The organism is Bifidobacterium sp. UBA6881 (assembly GCA_002451435.1).
In the GTDB taxonomy this organism is placed as follows: Bacteria; Actinomycetota; Actinomycetes; order Actinomycetales; family Bifidobacteriaceae; genus Bifidobacterium.
Genome location: DKCF01000052.1, coordinates 9,483 through 18,552 on the forward strand (window position 1 = coordinate 9,483; position 9,070 = coordinate 18,552).

Annotated in this window: 6 protein-coding genes; 2 read left to right on the forward strand and 4 right to left on the reverse strand. The window is 62.0% G+C overall.

All coding sequences use genetic code 11. The annotated features are described in order from the left end of the window. From B3C64_RS04450 to B3C64_RS04465, 4 genes are all read right to left on the reverse strand, one after another. A partial coding sequence (locus tag B3C64_RS04450) for an MFS transporter (protein WP_291534015.1) occupies positions 1-524 on the reverse strand: 524 nt, incomplete at its 3' end. A 222-nt stretch (positions 525-746) separates the two neighbouring features. Beyond that, positions 747-3,089: a DNA gyrase/topoisomerase IV subunit B gene (locus B3C64_RS04455; protein WP_291534016.1), complete on the reverse strand. Its 2,343-nt coding sequence runs from the start codon at positions 3,087-3,089 to the stop codon at positions 747-749. Between the two features lie 114 nt (positions 3,090-3,203). After that, positions 3,204-4,583: an RNA polymerase sigma factor gene (locus B3C64_RS04460; protein WP_291534017.1), complete on the reverse strand. Its 1,380-nt coding sequence runs from the start codon at positions 4,581-4,583 to the stop codon at positions 3,204-3,206. Positions 4,584-4,746: 163 nt separating this feature from the next. After that, complete coding sequence (locus B3C64_RS04465; protein ID WP_291534018.1) at positions 4,747-5,397, reverse strand: DUF4192 domain-containing protein; 651 nt, start codon at positions 5,395-5,397, stop codon at positions 4,747-4,749. A gap of 193 nt (positions 5,398-5,590) precedes the next feature. Here B3C64_RS04465 and B3C64_RS04470 point away from each other — a divergent pair, with 193 nt between their 5' ends. Both B3C64_RS04470 and B3C64_RS04475 read left to right on the forward strand, forming a co-directional pair. Next, the gene (locus B3C64_RS04470; protein ID WP_291534019.1) at positions 5,591-6,676 is read left to right on the forward strand and encodes a polyprenyl synthetase family protein; all 1,086 of its coding nucleotides are present in this window, start codon (positions 5,591-5,593) and stop codon (positions 6,674-6,676) included. Positions 6,677-6,820: 144 nt separating this feature from the next. Continuing rightward, complete coding sequence (locus tag B3C64_RS04475; RefSeq protein ID WP_291534020.1) at positions 6,821-9,052, forward strand: Stk1 family PASTA domain-containing Ser/Thr kinase; 2,232 nt, start codon at positions 6,821-6,823, stop codon at positions 9,050-9,052. Positions 9,053-9,070: the final 18 nt, after the last annotated feature.

Here is a 9,070-nt window from a genome sequence, read left to right on the forward strand (position 1 = left end):
CTGGCGACCAACACCGCGGTCAATGCGAACTGCAGGATGGAGATGTATCGATAGCCCCACGACCATCCCTGCCCCGCTCCCAACGCGAAGCTCATGATGTACGGACCGGTCAGCGTACCTAATCCCCACATGGCGTGCAGCCAGCTCATGTGGCGGCTTTCGTAATGGATGGCGACATAGTTGTTGAGCGCCGCATCGACGCCGCCCGCACCCAAGCCATAGGGAATGGCGAGCGCCAGCAGCGTCCAATAGTTCGGCGCGAAGGAAAATCCCAGCAATGCGAACGCCGTCAGCGCCACGGACACCGCAGTGACCTTGCCTGCGCCGAAGCGCAGGGTCATGCGGTCGGAAAGCAGCGCGGACACGATGGTGCCCGCGGAGATCATCATGGAGATGCCGCCGGCCCAGGAAATCGGCGCGTTCAGGTCGCCGCTCATGGTGGGCCATGCGGCGCCCAGCACGGCGTCGGGCAATCCGAGGCTGATGAAAGCCACATAAATCACGGCGAGCAATAGATTGACCATGGATCAGCTCCTTTGATGGTTCCGTCAGCAGACGCGGCGACGCGATGTTCGGGGATATTCTATCCGCAACTGTCTACCAATCGGTAATTTAGCGGATGCGGCGAACGCGCGGAACCATGGCGGTGCGCGGGCCCGTTCCACGCGACCCTGTATGTCCGAATACGCGGAAGGCGGGTTCCCGACGCATCGGAAACCCACCTTCCGCATGGGGACGGACGACAATCAGGTATCGATTTTGGAACGGTCGAAATCATCGGCGTTCTCCACGATGAACGCCTTGCGCGGCGGTACGTCGTCACCCATCAGCAGGCTGAAGATCTGACTGGCGTGCTCGGCGTCCTCCATGCGGATGCGGCGCAGCATGCGCGTGCGCGGATCCATGGTGGTGTCCGCCAGCTGGTCGGCGTCCATTTCGCCCAGACCCTTGTACCGCTGGATGTCCTCGTTGTAGCCGATGTGCTTGCTGTCGAGTTCTGCGAGCTTTCCAGCGAGTTCGTCATCGGAATACGTGTAGATGAACTCGCCCTTGTGCGAACCCGTCAGCGCGATACGGTGCAACGGCGGCACCGCGGCATACACATGGCCGTGCTCGATCAGCGGGCGCATGTACCGGTAGAACAACGTCAGCAGCAGAATGCGGATGTGCGCGCCGTCGACATCCGCATCGGTCATCATGATGACCTTGTTGTACCGCGCCTGGCTGATGTCGAAGCTGGCTCCGGATCCGGCACCGACCACCTGGATGATGGCCGCGCATTCCTTGTTCGACAGCATCTGGGCCAACGAGGCCTTCTGCACGTTGAGGATCTTGCCTCGAATCGGCAGCAACGCCTGGAACCCGGAGTTGCGGGCCGCCTTGGCGGTACCCAATGCGGAATCTCCCTCGACGATGAACAGTTCGGCCACATCGTCGTTACCCGGCTGGCAGTCGGACAGCTTCGATGGCATGGACGCGGATTCCAACGCGTTCTTGCGGCGGGTCACCTCTTTGGTCTTGCGGGCCTGGATGCGGGCGTGCATCTCGCCGGAGATCTTCTCCAGCACGCGGAAGGACTGTTCCTTGTACCCGCGTTTGGAGCCGGTGATCATCTCGCCGAACTGCTGGTCGGTCATTTTGGAGACGATTGGCCTGACCTGCGCGGTGCCGAGCACGTCCTTGGTCTGGCCTTGGAACTGCGGTTCCGCGATGCGCACGGTGACGACGGCGACGAGCCCGGCGAGGATGTCGTCGCGTTCGACTTTCATGTGCGGGTCTTTGAGATTCACTTTGAGTTTGCGCGCGTTGTCCTCGACGGCCTTGCGGATCTGCTTGGTGATGCCCTGCAGGAAACCGTCCACGTGCATGCCGCCGCCCGGCGTCTCCACCACGTTGACGAAGCTGCGCAAGGTGGTGTCGTAGCCGTTGGTCCAACGCATGGCGATGTCCACCGCGCAGTTTCTGGTGACTTTCTGCGCGTGCAGCTCGCCGTTGTCCCCGACCGCCTGCGTCTCCTCCACATACGTGTTCTCGCCGGTGACGCGCCAGATGCCGGAGATGGCCTCACCCTTGGACAGGAAGTCCACGAAGTCCTTCACACCGCCGGTGTGGCAGAACTCCTCGACGCGCGCATGCGCGTATTTCGGTTCGGTGGATTGCACGTCTGTCGTGATGACAGCGTCGATACTCGCCGCGTCGGTTGCCTCGGACGGCCGTTCGTCGGACTGGACGGACGCGTCGGACTGGACGGTAGGCTGTTCGTCCGCGTCGGAAACCGCATCGGCGGTTTCATCCTCATGCCGCTGCACGTCTGCACCGGTCTGCCCGTCGGGACCGTCGACCTCCAAACGCTCGTCAACCGATTCGATGCCGGTTTCGGGGATGTTCTCGTCGACAACGGTGATTTTCAGCCCCGGAACCAGGAAGCTGGTCTGTCGCACACGGTCGATCAGCTGCTCGTAGCTGAATTTCGCGGTGTCGTTGAAAATCTCCGGATCGGCCCAATAGCGGATGCGCGTACCGGTGGTTTTCGGGCCGACCTTGCCGATGATCTCCAGTTCGGTCGGACGGTTCTTCCTCGTCTTCTTGAATGGTGAGTCCGGTGACGGATGTTCCGGATCCACGTCGGTGTACACGCCGGGATGACCTTGGTGGAACGACATATGGTGGGTTTTGCCGTCGCGGTCCACCTCGACGTCGAGGCGGGAGCTCAACGCGTTCACCACGGATGAGCCCACACCGTGCAGACCGCCGGAAGCCGCGTAGGAGGAATCGCCGAATTTCGCGCCGGCATGCAATTTGGTCAACACCACTTCGACGCCGGTGAGCTTCGTCTTCGGCTCGATATCGACAGGAATGCCTCGCCCGTTGTCCGCCACCTCGACGGAGCCGTCGTCATGCAAGGTCACGATGATATGGTCGCAGACGCCGGCCAACGCCTCGTCGACCGAATTGTCGATGATCTCCCACAGGCAGTGCATCAAACCTTGGCTGTCGGTGGTGCCGATGTACATGCCCGGACGCTTGCGCACCGCATCAAGCCCGTCCAGCACGGTGAGGTTGCGCGCGCCGTAATTGTCTTTCGCCATTGTTCCCATTCTGTAAATGCCGTCTATCTGTAGATACCGTCGGTGAGATGGAAGAAGTCGAGAAATTCAACGTTTCTTGAATTTCTCGACTTCATGCGTTCCTCTGGTTCCCAATCACTGGTCCAGGAAGTCGCGCAACGTCTGCGAACGGGACGGATGGCGCAACTTCGACATGGTCTTGGACTCGATCTGGCGGATGCGCTCACGGGTGACGCCGTAAACACGGCCGATGTCGTCCAAGGTCTTGGGCTGGCCATCCTCCAGGCCGTAGCGCATCTTGATGACGCCGGCCTCTCGTGGCGACAGGGTCTCCAACACCTGCTTGAACTGTTCCTGCAGCAGGGAGAAGGCGACCGCGTCGGACGGCGCGATGGCGTCGGTGTCTTCGATCAGATCACCGAACTCGGAATCGCCGTCCTCGCCCAGCGGAGTGTGCAGCGAAATCGGCTCACGGCCGTACTTCTGCACTTCCTGCACCTTTTCGACCGGCATGTCGAGCTCGCGCGCAAGCTCGTCCGGCGTGGGTTCACGGCCGAGGTCCTGCAGCATCTGGCGCTGCACACGCGAAAGTTTGTTGATCACTTCGACCATGTGCACGGGCACGCGGATGGTGCGTGCCTGATCGGCCATGGCTCGAGTGATGGCCTGGCGAATCCACCACGTCGCGTAGGTGGAGAACTTGAAGCCTTTCTTCCAATCGAATTTCTCGACGGCGCGGATCAGACCGAGATTGCCTTCCTGGATCAAATCGAGGAACAGCATGCCGCGGCCGGTGTAGCGCTTGGCCAGCGACACCACGAGTCGCAAGTTGGCCTCCAGCAGGTGGTCCTTGGCGCGGCGTCCGTCGTTCGCGGCCCATTTGAGTTCGCGCTTGCGCTTGAAGTCCATCTTGTCGGATTCGGTGTCCAGCAGATGCTGGGCGTACAGTCCGGCTTCGATGCGTTCGGAAAGGTCGACTTCCTGCTCCGCGTTCAACAGGCTCACGCGGCCGATCTGCTTGAGGTAGTCCTTGACCGGATCGGCGGTGGCGCCGGCCGCGATCACACGGCGCTTCGGATTGCCCGATGGCGTCAGATTGTCGTCGTCATCGTCGTCGCGCACCACGAAAGCGCCCTTCTCCTTGGGCACTTCCGGCTTCTTGCGCTCTTCCTCGTCGTCATCGTCCTCTTCGGGCTCGGATTCCTCCTCGTCATCGATGTCGTCGCCATCGTGGGAGTCGACGTCACCGAGGTCGTCGAGGTTGTCGTCGAAATCAGCGTCGTCGACTTCGGCGTCCTCATCGTCGAGGGTTCCCTCCTCAAGCGGTTCCTCCTTGCGCTTCTTGGTCGCGGAACCCTTCTTCGCGGTCGCCTTGCGAGGGGTCTTCGTGGCGGTGGTCTTCCTCACCGCGCTTTTCCTGGTCGAGGACTTGCGTGCGGCGGCTTTTTTCGAGGAGGCGGCCTTTTCAGTCAGACCAGTCTGTTCCGTGCTTGCCGTCGTTTCCTTGGTGGCCAAACTTATCCCTCCTAGTGATCCCGCCGGAAGCGTATATCATATGGACCCACTTCTGGCAAGGGCAAATCGTCAACTATGTGAGTAAACCACCCCGCAAGGACGATTATTCCCAAGGAATAGCGGCCACCATCCGCCCGGTTCCGGAGTCATACGGCGTGTCGCCTTATATTTCAACGGTCCACGCCGGTCCGACATGCCGGTGTAGCGCCGAACATACGATTGCGGCCAGCGAACAGTCCTCATCCAATGCGAGCGCGCGCAATGCGCACAGCATGGCGCGCTCGTCGCCCATCCACCAGAGAACGTATGCGATCACCGCCAACGGCTGCACCTGATACCGTTCAGGAACGACGCCGATGATGTCGAACAGCATGTCGATGCCCTGGTCGCACCGCGCCTTGCCGGGCCGCCGCGCGGCGTCGCGGAAGGATTTGCCGAGCAGGTCCTCCAATCGTCGGGCGTTGCGCGGCAGCATCGGCCTGGCGATGAAATCCAGCAGGAACTCGCGCGGCGCATCCTCCTCGCCGAGGATGATGGAGACGATCAGCGCGTCGCGGACGGCCAACGTCCGGTCCATGGCCGCGGCGATCGTCATCATATCCGCGCGGTCGAGCGCGCCGTGTTCCGTCCGCGCATCGCCCATGGCGTCCATCCACCGCATGAACGGCCCCTCGATGAGATCCCGCATCGCCGCGGACGTGCCCCGCCGCGCGCAATCCCGTTCGATGCCGTAGCGGATCCGTTCCATATCCTCGTTCGTGGCCGGCATGGCCGCAACGTCATCCATGGCCGCCCCAATGTTCTCGACATTCATGATTCGCCCTCCTTGGCTGTCGCGCATTGCTACGTCAATGCACTATGCCTCATTCGCGCGCCCGGCCGAACGTTTTCGGCCCCTTGTGGTCGAAGGACGGCGAGCCCGGCGTTTCGCATGACGCATCCATGCCACTCAGGCATTGGCGCCATTGGGATTCGGTCTTGTCGAATGCCTGTGGATAACTGTTCGTATGACTAGCTCTTCCGATTTGGAACAGATTGAAACGCGCGTCGTCGCGCTCGTGCGGGATTTCTCGTCCATCCACGACGATGAGACCGTAGCCGATTCGTGCCGGCCGATCGAGCAGGCCGTGGCCTCGCAATCGGTGACCTCGAGCGAGGGCGGCAAGCGCCTGCGCGCATTGCTGACGCTTGATTCGTTCCGCGCGTTCGCCTCCGATGACGTGCGGGAACGGGACGCCGACGCGATGCTCGACCTGGCCTGCGCCATCGAAGTGTTCCAGACCGGCGCGTTGGTGCATGACGACATCATCGACGATTCCGACCTGCGCCGCGGCAAGCCCAGCGCCCATCGTGCTTTGGCCGCGCGGACGCGCAGCAACGACATCGGCCATGGGCTCGGCATCATGCTCGGAGACATGCTGGCCACGGCGAGCGTCGACATCGCGAACCGCGCGGCGACGCGCATGCGGCACGGTTCGCATGTGGTCTCCGCGTTCCTGAACATGCACCGCGAAGTGGAGATCGGCCAGGTGCTCGATCTGGCGGTGGAGCTCAACCCCCTCGACGATCCCGAATCCCTGGCGCAGGCCTCGTTGAACGTGTTCCGTTGGAAAACCGCCAGCTACACCACCATCGCACCGTTGGAGTTCGGTATGCTGTGCGCGGGGATGGATCCATCCAAGGCGAGAAGCCTCGCGTTGCGCATCGGCCTGCCGCTCGGACTCGCTTTCCAGCTCGCGGACGATCTGCTGGACGTCGTCGGTTCGAGCCGCAACACGGGCAAGCCGGTCGGCGGCGACATCCGCGAGGGCAAGCGCACCGTGCTGCTCGCCGACGCCATAGCCGCCGCCGACGCGGACGCCAAGCGGGAACTCATCGGCATATGGGAATCCGACGAACGCTCCGAATCGCAGGTGGCCCGCGCCATCGAGTTGTTCGAGCAGACCGGCACCATCGAACGGTCGCACGGAAGAATCACCGATCTGTGGAACGAATCGAACGCCGCCATCGGACAACTCGATCTTCCCGAAAACGGCAAGCAAACGCTGGCGGAGGCATGCGCGCGTTTCGTGCCCATCGTCGCGGAACGCTGAACCGCACGCGATATCGGCACGACTCCTCCACGAAGAACGGCACCTGACGCGTCGAGGGATTACCCGGGTGCTTGTACACTGAAATGAGATATACGACAGTGGAAGCGTCACCGTTTTTCGAAGAAGGAACCGTACCGATCAACCATGAGTGGAGTCCCCAGCGCGCCCGAAGGTCAAATCCTTGATGGACGATATCGGGTCGTCAGCAAAATCGCCGAAGGCGGCATGGCCGTGGTGTACCAGGCCATCGACGAGCGCCTAGCTCGCACCGTCGCCGTCAAAATCATGCACAATCAATTGGCGCAGGGGCCGAAACGCGAGCAGTTCATCGAACGGTTCCGACGTGAGGCGCAGTCCGCGGCCGCGATAGCGAACCCGCACATCGTGCAGGTCTACGACACCGGCGAATTCGACGGGCTCGACTATCTCGTCATGGAATACGTGCATGGCGTGAACCTGCGACACGAGATGAACCAGCAGGGCGCCTTCAGCGTCCGCGAGGCCCTGCGCATCCTCAGTGAGACCTTGGACGGACTCGCGTCGGCGCACCATGCGGGCGTGGTGCATCGGGACATCAAACCCGAAAACATCCTCATCAACGACCGTGGCCACGTGCAGATCACCGATTTCGGCCTCGCCAAGGCGGTGTCGCAGGCCACGCTTTCCACCACGCACACGCTGTTGGGCACTGCGGCGTACATGCCCCCGGAACTCATCCAAAACGGATTGTCCACCATGCAAGGCGACCTGTACGCCGTCGGCATCACCACTTGGGAGATGCTCACCGGGGAGATACCCTTCGCCTCAGGCAACGGCACGAATCCCATGACCCTGGCATACAGACACGTGCATGAGGACGTGCCCGACGTATCCGTCAAATGCCCCGGCATCAACACCGGCGTATCCGATTTCATCGCACGTCTCACCGCACGCGCCGTCGAAGACCGTCCGGCGAACGCCGAAATAGCGCTCACCCAGCTGCAACAGCTGATGGCGACGCTCACCATCGACGATTTGCGCTATCGACTTTCGAAGCCATCGGACGCCGGCACTCCCCTGCTGGTTCCGCCGATTCCGCCATCCACCGCCGTGCAACGCCACAACGCGGAAACGAATCAATCCGAAACAACCCGCACCGCGTTCCAGCCGAACATGGCTCAACCGGGCTCACCCACGCCGGCCGCGACGTCTCAATCCACCGAAATCGGTACCGGAACCACGATCATGCCCATGCAACGGCAGAGCGCCGATCCGACCGCGACGCTGAACATTCCCCCGCGGAACGATTCTTCGGACGCGCGACAGCGGAAAACCTCGATAATGACGGCTTCGCCGGCGCCAGGCGTCGGTACCGTCCGCGAAAGCGGCAAGGCGAGGAACAGGAAGCCCCTCATCATCGCCGGCGTCGCCGCCGCGCTCATGGCCTGTTGCGCCGGAGGCTGGGCCTGGTGGTATTTCCAAGGCCCCGGAAGCTATTGGACCATGCCGCAGCCGGAGGATCTTTCCTGCGAATCGTCGCAGTCATGCGTCATCACCGATGCGGACTGGAATTCGTACAAGGAACTGCTGGACTTCTCGAATATCGAATACGAAACATCCGAGGCGTACAGCGACACGGTGGAATCCGGCGACATCATCTCCACCAATCCGGCGGACGTGGGCGCGCATGTAAGCAAACGCCATCATCAGAAGGTCAAGGTCGTGGTGTCCAAGGGCATCCGTCAGGCGACGGTGCCGGCCGACATCCTCGATGCGAGCAGCACGGACGGCAAGGACCCGGTCACCGCGCTGAAGAACGCCGGCTTCGACAATGTGAAGGAGGCCGAGGCCTCCGACGACACCTATTCGATGGACGTGCCGCAAGGCGCGGCGCTGGCGTTGAACGTGGATCCAGGCGCCGTATTGCCGCATAACACCAAAATCATCGTCACCGTCTCCCAAGGGCCAAAGCCCGTCGTCATGCCGGATGTGGTCGGCAAAACGAAGGACGAGACGCAACAGGCGCTCGACGAGCTCAAACTGAACATCAGCTGGTCGGAGGGCTTCGACGACAAAATCGCCCAGGGACAGGTCATCTCCACCTCCGTGAAAAGCGGGAGCGAACTGCATTGGGGCGATACCGTCCAGGTGGTCGTCTCCAAGGGACCGGAGACCGTCACGTTGCCGAATTACGTCGGGCAAAAGGCCTCGGACGCCAAAACGGCTTTGGAGAAACTCGGATTCTCGGTGAAGATCAGCTCGCAGCTGACCCTCGATTCCAGTCAGGACAAGAAGGTCGCCTCGCAGGACCCGACCGGCGGCACGCAGGTGCGGCTGCGTCAGGAGGACGGCACGCCGAACACCATCACCCTGAAGATGTACTCGTCGCTTTTCTGATGGCGGACGGCCGCGGAG

Bases quoted from the DNA above. Each gene is read 5' to 3' on its own strand.
- B3C64_RS04455 (WP_291534016.1), bottom strand. From the start codon at position 3,089: ATGGCGAAAGACAATTACGGCGCGCGCAACCTCACCGTGCTGGACGGG.
- B3C64_RS04465 (WP_291534018.1), bottom strand. From the start codon at position 5,397: ATGAATGTCGAGAACATTGGGGCGGCCATGGATGACGTTGCGGCCATG.
- B3C64_RS04470 (WP_291534019.1), top strand. From the start codon at position 5,591: ATGACTAGCTCTTCCGATTTGGAACAGATTGAAACGCGCGTCGTCGCG.
- B3C64_RS04475 (WP_291534020.1), top strand. From the start codon at position 6,821: ATGAGTGGAGTCCCCAGCGCGCCCGAAGGTCAAATCCTTGATGGACGA.